The organism is uncultured Pseudomonas sp. (assembly GCF_913777995.1).
Classification (GTDB): Bacteria; Pseudomonadota; Gammaproteobacteria; order Pseudomonadales; family Pseudomonadaceae; genus Aquipseudomonas.
The window spans coordinates 117,165-135,346 of record NZ_CAJYVE010000029.1 but is presented as its reverse complement, the minus strand read 5'-3'; the positions used below and the strand labels follow the sequence as shown (position 1 = coordinate 135,346).

The window sequence follows — 18,182 nt, the reverse complement described above, 5'->3', positions numbered from 1 at the left end:
TGAACTGCCCCCAAGAAGTTGGAGATTAATCCAACCCTTGGGGGGTGTTATGAGTAAGTACACAGAGCCATTCAGGCTCACCGCCGTCAAAGCCTACCTGCAAGGCACAGACGGTTTACGCACGGTCGCTCGACGCTTTGATATCGATGTCAGTCTGCTTCGACGTTGGGTGGCCCATTATCAAGCCCGTTCCAGCCTGGGACCTCGCTCGTGTGGCCGACGCTACAGCGCCGCCTTCAAGCGCCAGGTCGTGGAGTACCGGCGCGAGCACCAGCTTTCCCTGCGCCAAACCGCTGCACATTTCAACCTCGGGCAGTCTTCCCAGATAGGCATCTGGGAGCGACGGTACTACAGTGAGGGTCTTTCTACCCCGAGTGCAGTCCCATCCAGAAGGCCTACAGCCGTGTCCAAGCGAATCAAGCCCCTCAAGCCCACGACCTCCGATGACAGCCAGAAATCGCGCGAGCAGTTGCTGCGTGAACTTGAGTACATGCGCATGGAGAACGCGATCCTAAAGGAGTTGAAAGCCTTGCGAGAGGAGGAGAAACGAAGGCGCGTCAACAAGCCCTGATCGTGATGCGGCTTAAGATCCGCTTTCCGCTCGCCGCTCTGCTGCAGTGGCTGGGCCTGGCGCCCAGCACTTACTACTACCAACTCGGTTGCCAGAAAAAGCCGGATCGCGATGCCGAACTCAAGGCCTTGGTGAATGAGGTCTATCACCAGCACAAAGGACGTTACGGCTACCGCCGTATAACGTTGGCGATCAGGAAGCAGGGTGTGACAGTGAACAAGAAAGTCGTGGAGCGGTTGATGGCTGCACAAGGGTTACGTTCGCGGGTACGAACCAAGAAATACCGGTCTTATCGGGGCACGGAAGGCAAGATTGCCGCGAACACGCTGCAACGTAACTTCCAGGCGCAACGACCGAATCAGAAGTGGGTCACCGACGTGACCGAGTTCAAGGTGGCTCAGCAAAAGCTCTACCTGTCGCCAGTGATGGACCTGTACAACGGCGAGATCGTGGCTTACGAAATGGCCACTCGCCCCAGCTACAGCCTGGTGGGCAAGATGCTGGAGAAGGCGCTGAGCGGCTTGGGCGACAAGCCCAGGTTGTTGATCCACTCGGATCAGGGCTGGCAATACCAACAGGCCCACTATCGTCACGCCTTGCAGCAGTGTGGGGTGAAACAGAGCATGTCGCGCAAGGGCAACTGCCTGGACAACGCGGCGATGGAGAGCTTTTTTGGCACGCTCAAGTCAGAGTTTTTCTACTTGGAGCGGTTCGAGAATATTGATGACCTGAGAGCCGGTCTGGATGAGTACATCCGTTACTACAACCATGACCGTATCAAGCTGAAGCTCAATGGCCTGAGCCCTGTGGAATACAGGGTTCAGGCTGCGAGCTAAAACTCTCCAACTTTTGGGGGGCAGTTCAGCCGCAAAGCGCTTAACTGGCCAGTATTGCGGCTAAAGCCGCTCCCACCGGGCCACATGCCGCTTAAGCGAACAGTAGTGCGCCTAGAACAACAGCGTCCACAGCGCAAAGGCGGCGTACCACACGATGGCCGCACGAACCAGCAACTCCCAGATCAGATCCAGGCTTTTGACCCCGGTCATGCCCAGCGCCGGCTCCGGCACCTCGCTGGCCACGCAGCCGACCCGAGCGATCAGCCGGGCGGCGCTGATGTTCCAGTTCAGCAGTTCCTGGAGCATCTCGCGGCTCACCGCCGCGAAGTTGCCCACCAGGGCGAAGCTGGCCGCCAGCAGGCGCACCGGCAGCCAATCGAAGGCATGGCGCAGTTGCGCGGCCCGTTCGGCCACTGCGGGAGTAGCGGCCTTCTCGGCACAGAGCGCCAGCAGGCGGTAGGCCAGCGCCGCCACCGGCCCGAGCAGAGCGTACCAGAAGATCACCGCGAAGAAGCCCTGGTAAGCCTGCCAGAGCAGGTGCCCTTGCACGGCATCGAGCAGCTGCCGGGCATCGTCGGCCTGCACACCCATGTCGCGCTCGGCAACATGTACCGCCGCCTGCACATCGCCGCGGCGACAGGCATCCCGGAACGGTCCCAGTGCGGCGGGCAGATCACCGCGCCCCAGGCTGTAGACCAGCACCAGCAGGTGCACGGGCAGGAGCATCCAGCCATAGGCCACCGAACCGATCACCACCAGCGCCAGGTGCACGGCCAGCAGCGGCAGCAGCACCGCCAGGGCTAGGATCAGCCAGGGATGGCCCGCGCTGCGGGGTGCGCGCTCCAAGCGCGCCAGGACCTTGAGCCAGGCCTCGTCACGCTGCACGCGGCGGCGCAACGCGGAAAACTTCTCGACCACTACCGCCAGCAACAACACCAGAAAACTCATGCTCCCTCCCCGGTCGAATCCTGAATCGACGCCCGAAAACGCGCCCAATCGAAAAATGGCCCCGGATCGGTCTTACGACCGGGGGCGATGTCACTGTGTCCGCAGATACGCTCGACGCTGATCGCCGGCCAGGCCCGGCGCAGCTGCCGGGTCAGGGTGGCGAGCGCCGTGTACTGGGCATCGGTGAACGGCTGCTCGTCGGTGCCCTCCAGCTCGATGCCGATGGAAAAGTCGTTGCAGCCCTCACGCCCGTCGAACAGCGACACGCCGGCATGCCAGGCCCGCTCCAGGCAGGAGACGAACTGGGTGACCTCACCGTCACGCTCGATGAGAAAGTGCGCCGACACGCGAAGGTCGGCGATGCCCTGGAAATAGGGATGCGCGTCGATATCCAGACAGTTCTGGAAGAACGCCTGGACATGACCGGTCTTGAAGCAGGCCGGCGGCAGGCTGATGTTGTGAATCACCAGCAGTGAGATTTCGCCGTCGGGCCGCGCATTGAAATTGGGTGACGGACAATGGCTGACCCCGGCACACCAGCCGCTGGCGGAGTCCAATTGCATGAGCGCTCCTCGATGAAGGTGGTCGTACGGCGCTCAGTATGCCTGCCAGGGGCAACTTCACGACAGCCGTAGAACGTCCTCGAGTTGTATTCAGGCGCCCCGCGCACGGCGCAGGCTGCCCATGACCGAGGCCAGGGCGCGGTCGAACAGCAGGGTATCGTCGAGAATGCGGATCGAGCCGCGACGAAATTCGACTGCCAGCCCCATGCGGGTCTTTTCCAGGACCTTCATGCCGGTGCGGTTGACGAAGATATAGCGCCCGCCCGGCTCGACGATGGCGGCCAGCTTGCAGCGCAGCTTGTGCTCCTCGTCCTCCTGAATCTCCACCCAGCGCCCTGGGGTCAGCTGGTCAGCCTTGAGCAGGCCCGGGTCGTCGTCGGGCAGTTGCATGGCCGGCTCGTGCAGAGGGTGTTCGTCCGGCGCGATCAGCACGATCTCCTCGACCACATCGACCATCGACGGCCCTGGCGCATCGCTCGCCACCGGCGTGTCATCCACACCGTCCTGTTGCCGCGACAGGCGCTGGAAAGCCTGCACGTGCAGCACTTCCAGCTGACTGAAGAATTCACTGGTGGCGAATGGGTCGAAGGCCGACGCGGCCAGCCCCTCACGCAGGACCTTGAGCAGGCCGGGCACCAGTTCCAGCAGGCGCTGGCAGGCCTGCGGCTCGTCATGCGGCTCGACGCTCCAGATCAGGTCGTCCACTGCATCCAGGCCGGCCTGCCACTCCAGCGAATCCTCGCCGTGCTTGAGGCAGGTCAGCAACAGCACCTTGCTCCAGGCTTCCTGCAGCAGGCGCACCACCACTTCCGGCAGGGTCTTGCCCAGCAGGCGATGGTTGAGTTCCTGCTGCACGCGCTGGCGGGCCAGCTCGGCTCGGGCGCGTCCCTCTTCGGCATCGCGGGTGCGCTGCTCCAGCAGCTCGCTGCGGCGCCGTTCGTCGCTGGTGAAGGCCAGGAAGTCGGCCAGCAGCTCGGCGAAGATTTCCGTGTCGTCGACGAAATCGTTGAGCAGGCGCTGGACGATCTGCTCGACCCGCAGGTACAGCGAGTCCCGCTGGTAGTCGTCGCGCCCGCCCCAGCCCAGGGCGGCCGAAGCGATTTCGTTGAGCAGGCGGCGCGCCGGATGGCTGCCACGGCTGAAGAAGCTTTTGTCGATGACCGCGACCTTGAGCATCGGAATCTGCAGGCGCGCGATAAGGGCACGCAGCGAGGCCGGCAGATTGCGGTCGTCGAGGATGAATTCGAAGAGCATGGCGACCAGATTGATCACGTCCTCGTCGCCGCCATGCACGATGCGCGACTTGCCGCTGCGCACACTGACCCGGGTCAGCAGTTGCTCGAGCTGCTGGCGCAGGTCGAAGTCCTGGACTTCTTCGGACGACGGTACGTATTGCTGCAGGTGCGACAGCAGGCGCAGCAGGTCCTGGCTGGAAATCGGCCGCACTTCGGCGTTCGGCTCGTGGCGCGGCGCCACGCGCCCGCGCAGGTGGGTCAGCAGCGCCTGCATGGACTCGAAGACTTCCTGCACGCTCTGGTCGAGCTTTTCGGCGACCTGGGCCAGCGCCGGGTCATCGATCCGGGGTGCCTGGCGGCTCGGCTGGGCACGGTCGGTGACGCGTCGACTGGGCAGGGCCTTCATGTCCGGCAGGATGCCAGTGGCGATGAGCAACTGGTTGGCTTCGCCATACAGCTGGTCGGCGCAGGCCAGGACGTATTTGTCGAACAGCTTGAGAATGATCAGCTTGACGCGGATCTCGACCCCCAGGCTGCGCGCCGACTGCAGGAAGAAGTCGCACAGCAGCATCGGCCCCAGCGGGTTGCTCTGGTCGGTCATGGCCTGGGGCACCAGCTCGTTGAGGCGCGCGGTGAGCTGCCCCAGGGTCAGGCCGTCGCGGCTCATGACCTTGGCGACCATCGCATCGACCGCGACAGTGCGCTCCAGGTCGTCGTTGTGCACCAGCTCCAGCTTGTCGAAGGACACCGGTCCCGGCAGCACCGGCTCGGCGACCTGGTACTGGCCCAGCACCAGGAACGCCTCGTAGAACTTGTCGATGAACGCGCGCTCGATGCTCTTGCGCTTGAGGCGCAGGTCACGCATCGCTTCGAAGAAGAGATTCTGCTCGGTGTTGTTGTGCGCCCGGTCGGCCATCTCGAAAAGCGTATCGTCGGCATTGTCGAACAGCACCTGGAGGGCGTCCTTCAGCTGCTGCGCGGCCTTGTCGCGCACCTGCAACAATACGACGGGCAAGCGGGCCAAGGGCGTCTGGGTCGCCTGTGCAGGGACCGCCTTGCTCAATGGCACTACCTTATCGTCGCTCTGCATCACCCCTCCAGAAGGATTCAACCATGAACACCATGTACTGCCTCATGGCGCGTTCTGCGCTCGCAACCCATACGTCAAATGTGTGACGTCAATTACAAGTCGGCATTATCTTGCAAAAACCATTACCAATTCCATAGGGGAATCCCTGCCCGCGGAGATAGACCACAAGAATCCCGTTCTGTCGCATACGGCGCTCTAAAACCGACAGAATGTCGTTCTTGAATAAAATGCCAGGCCGCTCTGGCCATGGGTGGGTTGCGGCGGTGGCGTACCTTATAATCGGCCCACTTTGTAAGTGGAGCCCGCTATGCCGAACGTACGACTTGCCGACCTGACCGCCGAAATCGAAGCCAATGTGCGCCGTGCACTGCTCGAAGACGTCGGCAGTGCGGACATCACTGCCCAGCTGATCCCCGGAGAGCGCCTGGCCAAGGCCACGATCATTTCCCGGGACGCCGCCGTGATCGCCGGTACCGCCTGGGTCGATACCGTGTTCCGCCAGCTCGACCCGCGGGTCGCGGTGCATTGGCAGGTTGCCGATGGTGACCGTGTGGTTCCCGACCAGGCGCTGTTCCACCTCGAAGGTCCCGCCCGCTCGCTGCTGACCGGCGAGCGCAGCGCGCTGAACTTCCTGCAGCTGCTGTCGGGCGTTGCGACCCGCGCCCGCTTCTTCGCCGACCTGGTCGAAGGCACCCAGGTCAAGCTGCTCGATACCCGCAAGACCCTGCCCGGTCTGCGCCTGGCGCAGAAGTACGCGGTGACCTGCGGCGGCTGCCACAACCATCGCATCGGCCTGTACGACGCCTTCCTCATCAAGGAAAACCACATCGCCGCCTGCGGCGGTATCGCCCAGGCCGTGGCCGCCGCTCACAAGATCGCGCCCGGCAAGCCGGTGGAAGTGGAAGTCGAAAGCCTCGACGAACTGCGCGAGGCCCTGGACGCGGGCGCCGACATCGTCATGCTCGACGAACTGAGCCTGGACGACATGCGTGAGGCCGTACGCCTGACCGGTGGACGCGCCAAGCTGGAAGCCAGTGGCGGTATCAGCGAGCAGACCCTGCGCGTGATCGCCGAGACCGGCGTGGACTACATTTCCATCGGCTCGATGACCAAGGACGTCAAGGCCGTCGATCTGTCCATGCGCCTGAGCCTTTGACCCCCGCTTTCAACCTGAAAGGAGCCGCGACCGTGGAACAGTGGTACGTCGTCAACGCAGGCAAGCAACTGGGACCGATGGACGCCGCCGCGGCGCGGCTCATCGCCCGTGAAGCACCGGGGGCCTGGTGCTGGACACCCGGCATGGCCGAATGGCAGCCGATCTACCAGGTGCCGCAGGTGCGCGCACTGAAGAAAGATGGCGTGACCCCCTTCCCCGACCCAACGCCGGACATGATCCAGCCGCGCCCCGGCGCCCTGCCGGCCCAACCAGCGAGCACTGCTCCGGCACCGACGAGCCGGCACCGTCCCGCCTTCGCTCCGGCACCGGAACCGCCCTCTGCGGCGGACACCTCGCGTGGCTATGGCTCATCGACTGCCACCGATGGCGTGGACTTCAAGCTGTTCGGCAGCGAGACACAGTTCGTCGAGATCGAACTCGATCGCGGTGAAAGCGCTGTGGCCGAGGCCGGGGCGATGATGTACAAGACCTGCGACGTGCAGATGGAAACCCTGTTCGGCGACGGCAGCAGCCAGTCGTCGGGCCTGCTGGGTTCGCTGCTCGGCGCCGGCAAGCGCCTGCTGACCGGTGAAAGCCTGTTCACCACGGTGTTCTCCCAGCAGGGCACGGGCAAAGGCCGGGTGGCGTTCGCCGCGCCCTACCCTGGCACCATCCTGCCGTTGAACCTGAGCGACTTCGGCGGTCGGCTGATCTGCCAGAAAGACAGCTTCCTGGCCGGCGCCAAGGGCGTGTCCATCGGCATCCAGTTCCAGAAGAAAATCCTCACCGGCCTGTTCGGCGGCGAGGGCTTCGTGCTGCAGAAGCTCGAAGGTGACGGCTGGGTATTCGTGCATACCGGCGGCACGGTGCGCCGTATCGAACTGGGCGCAGGCGAGTCGCTGGACGTCGACACCGGCTGCCTGGCGGCCATGACCCAGACGGTCGACTACGACATCCGCACGGTGGGCGGCATCAAATCCATGCTGTTCGGTGGCGAGGGCGTGTTCTTTGCGCGCCTTACCGGGCCAGGCACCGTATGGTTGCAAAGCCTGCCCTTCTCGCGCCTGGCCGGGCGGATGCTGGCAGCGCTGCCCAATGCGGGGGTCGCCAGGAGCGAACGCTGATCGCTGTGGTCAAAGCGGCAACCGAATCGCGGAGGCCCCACCATGTTGCTGACCCAGGGACAACGCGTCCCGCTCTCCAGCCTGATCGATGGCCAGGAACTGACCCTGGCCATCGCCATTGACTCGCCCCATGTCATCGATCACGTGTGCTTTGGCCTCGATGCCAATGGCAAGCTCTCCGACGACCGCTACATGATTTTCTTCAACCAGCCGTCCAGCCCCTGTGGCAGCCTGCAATTGCAGGGCAATGCGTTCCACATCCGCCTGAACGGGCTACCAGCCACCCTCGAACGCCTGGTGTTCACCGCCTCCATCGACGGCCACGGCACCCTGCGCGACATCCGCGCCAGCCATTTCAGCGTCCGTGGCAGTGGTGGCGAGGCCGCACGCGGCGAATTCTCTGGTGCCAGCTTCGCCGCCGAGAAAGCCATCATGGTCGCCGAACTCTATCGGCGTAACGGTGAGTGGCGCCTGGCGTCGAACCTGCAAGGCTACAACGCCGGCCTGCAAGCGTTGGTGGAACACTTTGGCGGCGAGGTCATCGATGCACCCGCACCAGAGCCCGAACCGGCCGCTGCGCCGCGTATCTCGCTGGAAAAGAAAATCGCCGAGGCCGCCCCGCAACTGGTCAGCCTGGCCAAGAAAGCACAGATCAGCCTGGAGAAAGCCCGGCTCACCGATACCCGCGCGCGGGTCGGCCTGGTGCTGGATGCCTCTGGCTCGATGAACGGTCAGTATTCCAGGGGCCATGTGCAGGAAGTGGTCAACCGCCTGCTGCCCCTGGCCGTGCACTTCGACGATGACGGCGCGCTGGACTGCTGGGCCTTCGCCGCCCGCTCGACGCAACTGAGCCCGGTCACCCTGAGCAACTTCCGCGACTTCATCCAGACCGACCAGGGCGGCTGGCGCGACTGGAAGCTCGGCGCCAGGGTCAATAACGAACCCGAGGTGATGCGCCGGGTCATCGACTTCTACAAGGAGTCGGGTGACCGCACACCGGTGTACATCCTGTTCATCAGCGACGGCGGGGTTTCGCAAAACCGCGAGATCATCAAGCTGATGATCGAAGCGGCGCGGCTGCCGATCTTCTGGCAGTTCGTCGGGCTGGGCGGCCGGGGCTACGGCATCCTGGAAAAGCTCGATGACATGGACGGCCGGGTGGTGGACAACTGCAACTTCTTCGCCATGGACCGCCTTGACGAGATCAGCGAAGAGAAGCTCTACGACCTGCTGATGGAAGAGTTCCCCAGCTGGCTCAAGGCCGCCAAGGCAGCCGGCATCCTTTAGGCAACGCGTTCATCCGACCAAAAAAAACGCCATCCGAGGATGGCGTTTTTTTGTAGCGGATCGGGATCAGCCGATCGACACACCGTGGGCTTCAGCCAGTGGCTTCAGGCCGCCAGCAAAACCTTGGCCGATGGCCTTGAACTTGAACTCGTCGTTGTGACGGTACAGCTCGCCAAAGATCATCGCGGTTTCGGTCGAAGCGTCTTCGGACAGGTCGTAACGGGCGATTTCCTTGCCGTCGGCCTTGTTCAGTACGCGGATGTAGGCGTTGGACACCTGGCCGAAGCTCTGCTTGCGGGCATCGGCGTCGTGGATGGTCACGGCGAACACCAGCTTCTTCACTTCGGCAGCCAGGCCGGTCAGCTTGACCTGCACCGACTCGTCGTCGCCTTCGCCCGCACCGGAGCGGTTGTCGCCCAAGTGTTCCACCGAACCATCGGCAGACTTCTTGTTGTTGTAGAAAATGAAGCCGGCGTCGCTCAGCACCTTGCCGTTTTCACCGACGATGAACACCGAAGCGTCGAGGTCGAACTCGGTGCCGTCGGTGACGCGTGGGTCCCAGCCCAGGCCCACGGTCACTTCGGTCAGGCCAGGGGCTTCTTTGGACAGCGAGACGTTACCGCCTTTGCTCAGACTTACAGCCATTTGCGTATTTTCCTTTTTAGAAATCAGTGAAAGGCCGAATCAGAAGTTCAGGCCATAGGAGTTGGCAACCGCACGCAGGCCACCTGCATAGCCCTGGCCCACGGCACGGAATTTCCACTCGCCGTTGTTACGGTACAGCTCGGCGAACAGCATGGCGGTTTCGGTGGACGCGTCTTCGGCCAGATCGTAGCGGACGATCTCGCTGCCGCTCTTCTCGTTGACCACGCGGATGAACGAACCGCCAACCTGGCCGAAGTTCTGCTTGCGCGCATCGGCTTCGTGGATGGTCACCACGAAGACGATCTTGTCGACGTCCGCCGGTACACGGGTCAGGTCGACCTTGATCACTTCGTCGTCGCCGTCACCTGCACCGGTGCGGTTGTCGCCGGTGTGCTCGACCGAGCCATCGGCGCTCTTGAGCTGGTTGTAGAAGATGAAGTCCGCTTCGCTGCGAACCTTGCCGCTGGCACCGAGCAGGAAGGCACTGGCATCCAGGTCGAACTCCTGGCCGTCAGTGGCACGAGGATCCCAGCCCAGGCCGATCAATACATTGGTCAGGCTAGGGTCGGTCTTGGACAGCGAAAGGTTGCCGCCTTTTTGCAGAGTCAAAGCCATGATGGGTCGTCTCCTTTATTCCGATGTTTATGCGTCTTTCGCCGGTTCTTCTTCCTTGGCAGGGAAGATCACGCTGGCGACGATACCGATGGCCAGCACGACCATTACTACGATCAGGCTGGTGTTGGGGCTGATGCTGAAACCATGATGGAACAGGTGATCGGTGGCGTTCAGGCCCAGCTTGAAGGCAATGAAGAACAGCAAGGCGATGACCGCTTTTTCCAGATGCACCAGGTAACGCTTGAGGGCTTCGAGCACGAAGTACAGGGTCCGCAGGCCGAGGATCGCGAACAGCATCGCCGAGTAGACGATCAGCGGCTCACGGCTGACGGCGATGATGGCCGGCACGGAGTCGAAGGCGAACAGCACGTCGGAGATTTCCGCGACCACCACGCAGAGGAACAGCGGCGTGGCGAACAGCGCGCCTTTGGCAGCCAGGGTGATGCCGGCGTTTTCCGGTTTCTTGATCTCCTGCTCGAGCACCGAACGGCGCACGAAGAAGTTATGACCATGCAGCTTCGGCCAGACCGGGAACAGCTTCTTGGCGAAGCGGTAGGCCATGTGCTGCGAGTAGTCGACCTCTTCGTCGTCGTCATCGCCGGCACGCAGCATCATCACGGCGGTCCAGGCCACGATCAGCGCGAAGATCACTTCGACCCACGGCCCGAGGGCCAGCAGGCTGGTACCGATGGCCACGAAGATGCCGCGGAACACGATGGCACCCATGATGCCCCAGTACAGCACGCGGTGACGCAGGCCATCGGGAATCTTGAACCAGGCGAACAGGGCCATGAACACGAACAGGTTGTCGACGCTGAGGACCTTCTCCAGCGCATAGCCGGTGAAGAACAGCGAAGCCACTTCCGAGCCGTGCTGGAAGTAGAGGAACACGCCGAAGGCTACGGAAATGGCCACCCAGAAGATCGACCACAACGACGCCTGCATCAGGGTGATGGGCTTGTTGCCGCGGTGCGAGACCAGGTCGATGATCATCGCGCCGACGGCCAGAGCGATGAACACGGTCATCGTGAGCGGCGGGAAGCCAATAGCAGTGCTGCTTTCCATTTAACAGAATTCCTGAAGGGTAAAGGTTACAGGTCGAAATCGGCCGGGCTCAGGCCCAACTCGCGACAGATGAGCCGGCAGACCTGACGCTCGCCTTCGTCGAAGCTGCCATCGGCACCGCCAATCGCGCAGCAGACCCGCACCAGCAGCCGCGCGGCATCTTCCTTGTGCTTGATCTTGCCAATGGTCTTGAGCGCCTCGGCGCGGCCGATTTCGACGTCGAACTCGAACTTGGCACAGGCATCCTGGAAGGCCTTGATGACATCTTTCATGTCGAAGGCTTTCAGTTCCTGGGAATTCTGGATGAAACCGGCCATTTTCTGTTTCTCGGCCGAGCTGATGTCGCCATCCGCCGCCGCCACCAGGGCACAGCCGGACACCACAGCGTCGAGAAACTCACGGTTCTTGAACTTCGAAACTTCAGCGGCCAGCTTGTCACGGGCGGCCGTTGCATTGGATTTCAACCAGTCCAGCATTTCTTCCCCCTTGGGACGGCCACGCCGCCCCGTATCTATCGTTATAGGTTCACTGACAACGGCTGTTCATTTCGAGCCGGCCGCCCAACGCATGCCCCAACCATAGGCCTTGTCCATGTGACTGTGGCCGTTGTGGAAATCCACGCGCCGCGTCACCTTCACCGCTCCGTTGTCGTTCTCCAGCAGGGCGATGGCGCACATGCCCTGGCGCCCACCCTCTTCGTTGAGGCGCACTTCGATGGGCGGCTGGCCCGGCACGTGGATGGTGATCACCCCGTCGGTTTCCTTCCAGTTGGGTGCGCCCTCGTAGATGAAGGCGTAGATCAGGATGCGGCGCATCTTGTTCCAGTGGCTGCCGTTGATATGCAGCCACTCGCCTTCACTGACCGAACCGGTACGGTCGTCGCCCATGAGCTTGATATAGGGTTCCTCATGCAGGGAACCAAAGGCATTGCCCAGGGCCTGCACGGCGCCTTTGTAACCGTCCTGCAGCTCGAACAGGCAACCGACGTCGAGGTCGATGGCGGTGTTCTTGCGCATCGAAAAGAAACCGCCCTTGTTTTCACTACGGCGGTTCCAGTTCAGGTTGACGCGAATTTCGCCGAACCCTGCACTGGTCTTTTCCAGGCTGATGGACGAGCGAGTCTTGTCCAGGGTGATCTTGCTCAGGCTGACGGTCGCCTTGGCCGGCGGGGCCGGTTCGGCAACCGGGGCAGGCGCCGGCGGCGCCACCGCAGGCGCCTCGGGCGCGGCAACCTCGACGCCGAAGTTCTTCGCCAGCGGCTCCAGGCCGCCGGCAAAGCCCTGGGCCACGCAGCGGAATTTCCAGACGCCCTGGCGCAGGTAGAACTCGCCGAGGATCAGCGCGGTCTCCTGCATGCCGGCCGTGGCAATCGGCGCCTCGAGGCCGCCGCTGATGGTGACCACCAGCCGCGACACCTTGTCGAAGGCCGCCTTGTTTTCGTAGATGGTCGCGGTCAGTGCAACCTTCTCGATGGCTGCGTCGAGCCGCGACGGGTCGAGGCTGAAGCGCGCCTTGCCCGCGGCGCTGTCGGTCAGTTGCAATGCTCCGCCACTGACGCTGGTCTGGCCGTAGAAGCACATGTCCTGGTCACCCCGTACCTTGCCGGCACTGGTCAGCAGGAAAGCGGAAACATCGATATCGGCGCCGGCCAGCGGCGAGTAGTCGACTTCGACGGTCAACGGGCCGGTGGCCACCGCGGCATTGGCGCCAGGAACGAGCAGGGTCATGCGCGGATCGCTCCGACCGCCAGGTCAACCAGATCATCGGCAGTGCGGCCGTTGGTGACCTGGCCGACTGCGGTGAAGTCCCAGCCGCTGCCGGTACGGGTAAGGTACGACATGATCACGCCGGTATGGTGACCCTTCTCGGACAGGTCGAAGCGGCCCAGCTCGTTGCGGGTCGCGTCGTCGACGATACGGCAGTAGGCGTTGGCGACCTTCTCGAAGGTCTGCCCGGTGAAGGAATTGACGGTGAACACCAGGTACTTGACGGTACCCGGCAGGCGCTCAAGGTCGACACGGATGGTTTCGTCGTCGCCGTCGCCCTCACCGGTACGATTGTCGCCGGAATGCTGAATGGCACCGTCACGCGACTGCAGTTGGCGAAACCACACCAGGTCCAGCGGCTTTTTCTCCGCATCGAGCATGATGCACGAGGCATCCAGGTCGATCTCACCGCCGCCGCCCAGCAGCTTGCCGAAGAAGCCGGTGGCTTTCTCCGGATCCCAACCCAGCCCCATGCTGACCTTCTTCAGACCGCTGCCAGCGGTTTTCTCCAAAGAGATCGTCTGGTTCTTTGCCAAAGTCAGTGCCATTTTTTCGCTTCCTGTGAATAGGTCGTCGGATTAAAAGCGTGAAGCCTCACCGCGATGGCTCATCAATGCCATCCCGATTGTGTAACTTGGCGTTAATCACCGGCTTGGCCGGGCCCTTGTAGCGCCCGCGTCGCCAGGCCGGATGGAAGTGCCGCCAGTGCGCGTCCTGGGCGGCGGCAAGCAGTTCATGGTCGCCACTGGTGTCGCCCCAGGCGCGCACGCGGAACTGGCTCAAGGGGCCGTACACGCCTTCCAGGCGGCTGACCTTGGAGTCGCGCCGGCAATTGGTGCCCTCGATCAGCCCGGTCAGCTTGCCATCGATGACTTCCAGGCTGGTGCCGATCAGCTCGACACCCAGGCGATTGGCGAATGGCTGCAGGACGATTTCCGGCGAGGCCGAACAGAGGGTCACGATGGCGCCCTTTTCCAGCTCGGCGGCCACCGAGACCAACGCCGTGGGGCGCATCAGCCGCTCCCACCAGGCATCGCAGAAGGCCTGCGCCTGTTCTTCGACCCAGCGCGCTTCCACACCGCTGAGGAAGGCCTTGATCAGCCGGGCCTTCAGCTCGTCACGGGTCACGCGCCGGGCCAGGTAGCCCAGGCTGGGCAGCACCATGCGCGCCATGCGCCGGGAAAAGGTGCGCTGGCCGAAGGCGAATTTGAGAAACGGCACGAAGCTGTCGTGCCGGGTCAAGGTGCCGTCGAAATCGAACACCGCGAGCAGGCGTTCCTGCACTTCTACTTCGAGATCGGGTTCTATCACTGGCTCTGTCATTAGCTAACTGCCTCAGCGAGTCGGATGCTGGCATCCACGATCGAAGCCGGTGCCGGCAGCACGCCATGCCATCTGGCGCGCTCCATGATGTGGGTTGCCCATTTGTGGTGTGTGGCGGGTTCGCACATCGCATCGTTGTACTTGAACACCGCCGCGGCCGAAGAGTTCAATATCTGCCGCGCAGAATTCACATCATCCAGGCTCACCCGCAAGGCGTTCTGGATGATCGTGACCTGGGAAGGATGAATGGCGGTCTTGCCCACCAGCCCATGAGAAATATCCAGTGCCAGTTCCTGTTCGAGAATGTCCGGCGTGGCCAGCTGCTCGAACACCGGCGCGGTGAGGGCAAAGCCCAGCGCGCCCATGACCCCGGCCAGCATCGGGATGACATAGCCCATGGGCGTCGCGTAGAGGGTCAAGGCCGGGTTGCGACGCAACCCCAGGCAACCCATCAGGTCGTTGCCACCGATGCGCAAGGCGACGATGCGCGGCTCCAGGCTACCCTTGAGCGCCTGCCCCAGCTCGGTCATGGCCATCGGGTTGAACACCTCGGCCGTTTCCAGGGTCGGCATCAGCGCCAGCGCGGGGTTGCCGACCGCCGCCTCCCAGTGGCGCAGATTACTCAATGCCAGCTTGGGCAGGACGAAGCCATCGACATGGCGGATCAGCGGCCAGTCGTTGAGCTGCGCGGCCATCTGCGCATCACGGGGGCGCACGAACAGCAGCGGCCCGCTTTCCGGGCGCCCGCCCACCGACTCGATGCGCAGCAACACCTCGCGCAGGTTGCCCAGCGCAGCGTCGACGTCCAGCGGTGCTACTGCATCTTCCAGGCACACCACCAGCGAGCGCAACTCGGTGAGTTTCTTGCCGAAGACCACATCGAGGATGTCGTCGCGGGTCGCCGGCATGTAGAGCGTGGCGCCAAGGGCGTAAGGCGAGATTCGGGTCATTGGCCAAGACTCCGGATGATGGTGGCCGCCCGGTACGGACCGAGGGCCGCGCCGACCTCCTCCACGGGCACCCCGGCCCGCTCGGTCAGGTGCAGCAGCAGTTGCACGTCGCTGTCGTTCAGGTCACGGACCAGCACATGATCGGGCACCCGGCGCATCACGGCGCGGGTGGCCTCGGCAATGCCTGGCTTGATGCGATTGGGGTTGGTGATGTCGAAGCGCTGCGCCAGCCCGGCGACCACCTGGGTGGCCGCCGCCTGCAGTTGTTCGCGCTGGGTGACGCTCCAGGGCTGCGCAGCGGCGACGTCGGTCAGCTCATGGCGCAGACCGTCGATCTGCTCGATGAAGCGGGCGGTGACATCGTAGGGCTGCAGGTGCTCGTAGACCACACAGCCATGCAGGCTGCCGGGCTCGGACCAGATGGACCGCGACACCAGGCCGGACACCGTGGCGCCGAGGATGCCCGAGGGGATCAGCCAGTCCTGCGTCGAAGCCGCCAACCAAGCCTGCCCGCAAGGGTCGGCGAGCACCACCAGGCGCGGCGCCGTGGTGAAGCGCGGGTCACCGGCCAGACTGCGGCGCACCTCACCGGCGATGGCGCCCTTGCCGGTCCAGCCGTCGACGAACACGATGCGCTCGGCGCCGTGGGCCTGGATGATCGCGTCCAGAGCGACAGGGTCGATGCCCCGGTCGCGGATGATACTGATGCCATAGTGATGAGTCTCGCGACCCAGGCCCTGCAGGGCCCGGCGCAGCAGCACGCCCAGTGGCAGCCCGGCGCGCACGAAGGACACCAGGACGATTTCGCCCTCGCACGCGACATTCAGGGCCTTGGCCAGGGCCTGCACATCGCCGGCCATGCGCAGGCCGTTCTGCGTCATGGCGCGCTGGAACAGTTGCCGGTGCGCGTCGCTGGGCGCCTGCTCCAGGCTGATCATTTCCGAGTAATGCTTCTGCCGGGTCTGGATCAGACGCTCCTTTTCTTCGACATCGGTCACCTCGATGTCGACACTGCGCAGCAGAAAGTGCACATCGTCAGCCAGATAGCTGCCGCTGCCGACGGTGTTCAGGCCCCGCACCCGGCTATTCACCGGCGACCTCCTGAAAAGCCTTGGCCAGCTGGCTGCGAGCCGGGGTCGCCCACCAGTGGCATTCGCCCATGAAGCCCAGGTCGGTCAGGCTGTCACCAAACCCCAGCACGGGGCGCTCGCCATGTACCGCCCGGTCGCGGCGCAACCATTCCTGCACCGCATGACGCTTGTCCAGCCCGGCCGGCAGGAACGCCAGGTTGTTGCCATTTCCATGCACGTGCATGCCGTCGAGCAGCCCGCGTTCGCGGACCTCGGCCAGGACCCGCTGCAGGATGCCGTCGTCGCTCTCGTTGTGCTTGGTGACCACGTAGTGGAACAACCCCGCCTCCTCGACCACCCAGCCTCGCAGTGAATGCCCCAGTGCCTGGCCAATCGCCAGGGTCGCGGCGCTCAGCTCGTGCAGGCGCGTCTGGTAGGCGGCCAGGGTCTCGCTCATCTGCGCATGCCAGTCCTGGTCCAGGCGGCCGTCAGCGCCAAGTATCACGCCACCGTGCGAACAGATGGCTCCGCAGGCAAACGGCAGTTGCACCCGGCTGCAGGCCTCGACACTGCGCGCGGTGACCGGCACCACATCGGCATGCGCCAGCAGCCAGCCGACGAAGGCGTGCTGCACACCGGTCATGTAACCGTTAGGCTGGCCGGCCACATCCACCGTGGCCGGGTGTTTCTCGCTGCCTGGCGGCATCTTGCGCGCGGTCTGGAACAGGGTGTCATCCAGGTCCACGAGGATCAGCGGGCGGACTTCATTCATCGCAGATCACCTCGGCCTGCAGGGTTTCGACCAGTTCGGGCGCGACGGCGCGGGCCGGCGTCTCGGTGCAGATCAGCACCCGGTCGAACTGGCCGGGCCGCACGTTGTAGAGAAAGTTGGGAATGCCCAGGCCGTAGTTGTCGGCGAACGACAAGGCATGGCCGATGGCATGCCCCAGGGCGATGGGAGAACGGCTGGTGGAAGCGAAATGCACGTCGGCACCCTGCTGTTCCAGGCGCTCGGCGAGCAGGAAGGGACGCCAGACGAACTCGCTGGTGCCCACCACCAGCACGCGCTCGCCCGCCTCGACACGCAGCTGCGGCGCCAGGCTGTCGGCCACCGCACGCACCCCCAAACGGCCCCAGTCGTTACGCGCCGATACCGGCCAGTCGCCGCGGGCCACGGTACCGACCTCGGGCATGTCCGGCAGCGGCGCCTGCGGGTCTTCATCGAAACGATAGGCGCCCTGCAACAGCGAAACCTGCTCGGTCGCGACATTCATGTTGCGGCTGACCGCCCCCGCTGACCAGTCGGTCAGCACACAGGTCACCAGCCGTTCGATACGTGTCAGGCCCGCCTCGGCCAGGGCCCGGTGCAGGTTGATGAAGGTCTTGCCGGTCGAGGCTTCGTCATCCACCAGCACCAGCGAGCGGGCGGCGAACATCCGTTCGCGCAGGGCCGGGTCGGTGGGCAGGTGAATCAGATGCGCACTGGCGTGGCTGTGCTCCTCTTCGAAACGGGCGAACACCTCGGTGCCCGTCGGGTGCCGGGTGCTGACCAGGTACAGGGTGTCGTCGCGCTCGCGGCTGTACTCACGATGCACACCGGCGCCCAGGCCTACGGCGGTTTCGGCCATGCCGATGAACAACACCGGCCCGGGCAGGTCGGTTGGGATGCGCTGCGCCAGAGCCTGGAAGCTCTCGCGCATCACCGAAGGACGCACCGGAATATGCCGACCCAGTACCCGAGAAACGAACAGGAAGGCACGCTTGGGATTGCGCCGCTCGGCAAAACCGAACAACGCCTCGGGTGCGACGGCGCTGGCTTGCACGGTTACGTCGAGGCAACCACGCAGCAACTCGGCACGCAGTCGGGTCGGAGGGGGCAGTGCCTGGCGGCTGTTCATCGGGCAATTCCTGGTTGGACGAAAGACGAGTGTGTCGAGG

General features: G+C 63.8%; 18 protein-coding genes. 4 read left to right on the top strand and 14 right to left on the bottom strand.

Annotation, left to right across the window (positions count from 1 at the left end; translation table 11 throughout):
• The first annotated feature begins 49 nt into the window (after window positions 1–49).
• A protein-coding gene (locus QZ497_RS12970) for an IS3 family transposase (RefSeq protein ID WP_295475400.1) occupies window positions 50–1,407 on the top strand; the annotation gives its coding sequence in 2 pieces (ribosomal slippage) (window positions 50–523 and window positions 526–1,407; 1,356 coding nt in all).
• A 111-nt stretch (window positions 1,408–1,518) separates the two neighbouring features.
• On the opposite strand, the gene ampE is transcribed toward QZ497_RS12970, so the two are convergent.
• The 3 genes from ampE to QZ497_RS12955 form a co-directional block, all read right to left on the bottom strand.
• Window positions 1,519–2,355 (bottom strand): regulatory signaling modulator protein AmpE, encoded by an 837-nt coding sequence (gene ampE / locus QZ497_RS12965; protein WP_295475397.1) that lies wholly within the window; start codon window positions 2,353–2,355, stop codon window positions 1,519–1,521.
• Window positions 2,352–2,918 carry a 1,6-anhydro-N-acetylmuramyl-L-alanine amidase AmpD gene (ampD, locus tag QZ497_RS12960; RefSeq protein ID WP_295475394.1) on the bottom strand — a complete coding sequence of 189 codons (567 nt, stop codon included), beginning with the start codon at window positions 2,916–2,918 and terminating at the stop codon, window positions 2,352–2,354. Before ampD ends, ampE begins: the two co-directional genes overlap by 4 nt.
• Before the next feature lie 90 nt (window positions 2,919–3,008).
• Window positions 3,009–5,243 (bottom strand): DUF1631 domain-containing protein, encoded by a 2,235-nt coding sequence (locus tag QZ497_RS12955; protein WP_295475392.1) that lies wholly within the window; start codon window positions 5,241–5,243, stop codon window positions 3,009–3,011.
• 307 nt (window positions 5,244–5,550) lie between these two features.
• On the opposite strand from QZ497_RS12955, the gene nadC reads away from it, so the two are divergent.
• From nadC to QZ497_RS12940, 3 genes are read left to right on the top strand one after another with little or no spacing between them, the layout of a single operon-like run.
• Window positions 5,551–6,399, top strand: coding sequence for a carboxylating nicotinate-nucleotide diphosphorylase (nadC, locus tag QZ497_RS12950; RefSeq protein ID WP_295475389.1), 849 nt, complete (start codon window positions 5,551–5,553; stop codon window positions 6,397–6,399).
• A 32-nt stretch (window positions 6,400–6,431) separates the two neighbouring features.
• A complete protein-coding gene (locus QZ497_RS12945) occupies window positions 6,432–7,523 on the top strand; it encodes a TIGR00266 family protein (protein WP_295475386.1) in 1,092 nt (363 codons plus the stop codon).
• 42 nt (window positions 7,524–7,565) lie between these two features.
• Window positions 7,566–8,810, top strand: coding sequence for a VWA domain-containing protein (locus QZ497_RS12940; RefSeq protein ID WP_295475383.1), 1,245 nt, complete (start codon window positions 7,566–7,568; stop codon window positions 8,808–8,810).
• A 66-nt stretch (window positions 8,811–8,876) separates the two neighbouring features.
• Here the strand turns inward: QZ497_RS12940 and QZ497_RS12935 are convergent, their stop codons facing one another.
• The 11 genes from QZ497_RS12935 to QZ497_RS12885 all read right to left on the bottom strand — a co-directional run bounded on the left by QZ497_RS12935 (window position 8,877) and on the right by QZ497_RS12885 (window position 18,142).
• Window positions 8,877–9,455: a TerD family protein gene (locus tag QZ497_RS12935; protein ID WP_295475380.1), complete on the bottom strand. Its 579-nt coding sequence runs from the start codon at window positions 9,453–9,455 to the stop codon at window positions 8,877–8,879.
• A 39-nt stretch (window positions 9,456–9,494) separates the two neighbouring features.
• Entirely contained in the window at window positions 9,495–10,070 is a 576-nt protein-coding gene (locus QZ497_RS12930; protein WP_295475377.1) for a TerD family protein, read from the bottom strand.
• A gap of 27 nt (window positions 10,071–10,097) precedes the next feature.
• Window positions 10,098–11,135 (bottom strand): TerC/Alx family metal homeostasis membrane protein, encoded by a 1,038-nt coding sequence (locus tag QZ497_RS12925; RefSeq protein ID WP_295475373.1) that lies wholly within the window; start codon window positions 11,133–11,135, stop codon window positions 10,098–10,100.
• A 26-nt stretch (window positions 11,136–11,161) separates the two neighbouring features.
• Window positions 11,162–11,611 carry a tellurite resistance TerB family protein gene (locus QZ497_RS12920; RefSeq protein WP_295475370.1) on the bottom strand — a complete coding sequence of 150 codons (450 nt, stop codon included), beginning with the start codon at window positions 11,609–11,611 and terminating at the stop codon, window positions 11,162–11,164.
• A 66-nt stretch (window positions 11,612–11,677) separates the two neighbouring features.
• On the bottom strand, window positions 11,678–12,862 hold the full coding sequence (locus QZ497_RS12915; protein WP_295475367.1) for a TerD family protein: 1,185 nt from the start codon (window positions 12,860–12,862) through the stop codon (window positions 11,678–11,680).
• Window positions 12,859–13,449 (bottom strand): TerD family protein, encoded by a 591-nt coding sequence (locus tag QZ497_RS12910; RefSeq protein ID WP_295475364.1) that lies wholly within the window; start codon window positions 13,447–13,449, stop codon window positions 12,859–12,861. Before QZ497_RS12910 ends, QZ497_RS12915 begins: the two co-directional genes overlap by 4 nt.
• Window positions 13,450–13,495: 46 nt before the next feature.
• A complete protein-coding gene (locus tag QZ497_RS12905; protein ID WP_295475362.1) occupies window positions 13,496–14,224 on the bottom strand; it encodes an HAD family hydrolase in 729 nt (242 codons plus the stop codon).
• Window positions 14,224–15,174 carry an HpcH/HpaI aldolase/citrate lyase family protein gene (locus tag QZ497_RS12900; RefSeq protein ID WP_295475359.1) on the bottom strand — a complete coding sequence of 317 codons (951 nt, stop codon included), beginning with the start codon at window positions 15,172–15,174 and terminating at the stop codon, window positions 14,224–14,226. Before QZ497_RS12900 ends, QZ497_RS12905 begins: the two co-directional genes overlap by 1 nt.
• Window positions 15,171–16,265, bottom strand: coding sequence for a cysteine protease StiP family protein (locus tag QZ497_RS12895; RefSeq protein ID WP_295475358.1), 1,095 nt, complete (start codon window positions 16,263–16,265; stop codon window positions 15,171–15,173). Before QZ497_RS12895 ends, QZ497_RS12900 begins: the two co-directional genes overlap by 4 nt.
• Window positions 16,258–17,016, bottom strand: coding sequence for a trehalose phosphatase (locus tag QZ497_RS12890; RefSeq protein WP_295475355.1), 759 nt, complete (start codon window positions 17,014–17,016; stop codon window positions 16,258–16,260). The genes QZ497_RS12895 and QZ497_RS12890 overlap by 8 nt, the downstream gene beginning before the upstream one ends.
• Complete coding sequence (locus QZ497_RS12885) at window positions 17,009–18,142, bottom strand: phosphoribosyltransferase domain-containing protein (RefSeq protein ID WP_295475353.1); 1,134 nt, start codon at window positions 18,140–18,142, stop codon at window positions 17,009–17,011. Before QZ497_RS12885 ends, QZ497_RS12890 begins: the two co-directional genes overlap by 8 nt.
• Window positions 18,143–18,182: the final 40 nt, after the last annotated feature.

Excerpts from the sequence above, each read along its gene's own strand:
- QZ497_RS12920 (WP_295475370.1), bottom strand. The coding sequence starts at position 11,611 with ATGCTGGACTGGTTGAAATCCAATGCAACGGCCGCCCGTGACAAGCTG.
- ampE (WP_295475397.1), bottom strand. The coding sequence starts at position 2,355 with ATGAGTTTTCTGGTGTTGTTGCTGGCGGTAGTGGTCGAGAAGTTTTCC.
- QZ497_RS12915 (WP_295475367.1), bottom strand. The coding sequence starts at position 12,862 with ATGACCCTGCTCGTTCCTGGCGCCAATGCCGCGGTGGCCACCGGCCCG.
- QZ497_RS12900 (WP_295475359.1), bottom strand. The coding sequence starts at position 15,174 with ATGACCCGAATCTCGCCTTACGCCCTTGGCGCCACGCTCTACATGCCG.
- QZ497_RS12885 (WP_295475353.1), bottom strand. The coding sequence starts at position 18,142 with ATGAACAGCCGCCAGGCACTGCCCCCTCCGACCCGACTGCGTGCCGAG.
- QZ497_RS12925 (WP_295475373.1), bottom strand. The coding sequence starts at position 11,135 with ATGGAAAGCAGCACTGCTATTGGCTTCCCGCCGCTCACGATGACCGTG.
- QZ497_RS12955 (WP_295475392.1), bottom strand. The coding sequence starts at position 5,243 with ATGCAGAGCGACGATAAGGTAGTGCCATTGAGCAAGGCGGTCCCTGCA.
- ampD (WP_295475394.1), bottom strand. The coding sequence starts at position 2,918 with ATGCAATTGGACTCCGCCAGCGGCTGGTGTGCCGGGGTCAGCCATTGT.
- QZ497_RS12930 (WP_295475377.1), bottom strand. The coding sequence starts at position 10,070 with ATGGCTTTGACTCTGCAAAAAGGCGGCAACCTTTCGCTGTCCAAGACC.
- QZ497_RS12905 (WP_295475362.1), bottom strand. The coding sequence starts at position 14,224 with ATGACAGAGCCAGTGATAGAACCCGATCTCGAAGTAGAAGTGCAGGAA.
- QZ497_RS12940 (WP_295475383.1), top strand. The coding sequence starts at position 7,566 with ATGTTGCTGACCCAGGGACAACGCGTCCCGCTCTCCAGCCTGATCGAT.
- QZ497_RS12935 (WP_295475380.1), bottom strand. The coding sequence starts at position 9,455 with ATGGCTGTAAGTCTGAGCAAAGGCGGTAACGTCTCGCTGTCCAAAGAA.
- nadC (WP_295475389.1), top strand. The coding sequence starts at position 5,551 with ATGCCGAACGTACGACTTGCCGACCTGACCGCCGAAATCGAAGCCAAT.
- QZ497_RS12890 (WP_295475355.1), bottom strand. The coding sequence starts at position 17,016 with ATGAATGAAGTCCGCCCGCTGATCCTCGTGGACCTGGATGACACCCTG.
- QZ497_RS12910 (WP_295475364.1), bottom strand. The coding sequence starts at position 13,449 with ATGGCACTGACTTTGGCAAAGAACCAGACGATCTCTTTGGAGAAAACC.